Raw genomic sequence first — 412 nt, 5'->3', positions numbered from 1 at the left:
CTTCTAGGGATTGAATTTTTATTTTCATATATAAAAATTTCAAAGCCATTAGTAACAAATCTTATTGGAAAGAAATTAAATTTTTTCTCTAAGGCTTCTGCATATTCTAAAGCTTGAAATTCTCCTTTTTTTGCATTAAGTTCAGCCTTCTTAGCCTCTATTATTGCAAGTGGAATCCCATTATCTCCCCATAATACATAATCTATCTTACCTTTTCCAGAAGTTGTGCTTTTTATACCTTCAACTTCATATTCAAACATATTTTTATCATCTAAATTCCAGCCAGCTTTCACAAGAAAAGTGTCTATAAATAATTTTCTTGTATCTTCTTCTGAGAAGTTATTATTATTTATTGTTATATTATGCTTCTTAACAGGAATTACTTTTATATTATTTACACTATCTTGTACAT

At 27.2% G+C, this 412-nt stretch carries 1 protein-coding gene; it reads right to left on the bottom strand.

The annotated features are described in order from the left end of the window. The coding region (locus tag EHS43_RS45920) for a type I restriction endonuclease (protein ID WP_185806707.1) at positions 1 to 412 on the bottom strand (412 nt) is incomplete at both ends.

The sequence above is a fragment of the Streptomyces sp. RP5T genome (genome assembly GCF_003933965.1).
Classification (GTDB): domain Bacteria; phylum Actinomycetota; class Actinomycetes; order Streptomycetales; family Streptomycetaceae; genus Streptomyces.
This window is presented reverse-complemented; position numbering and strand designations above follow the sequence as displayed.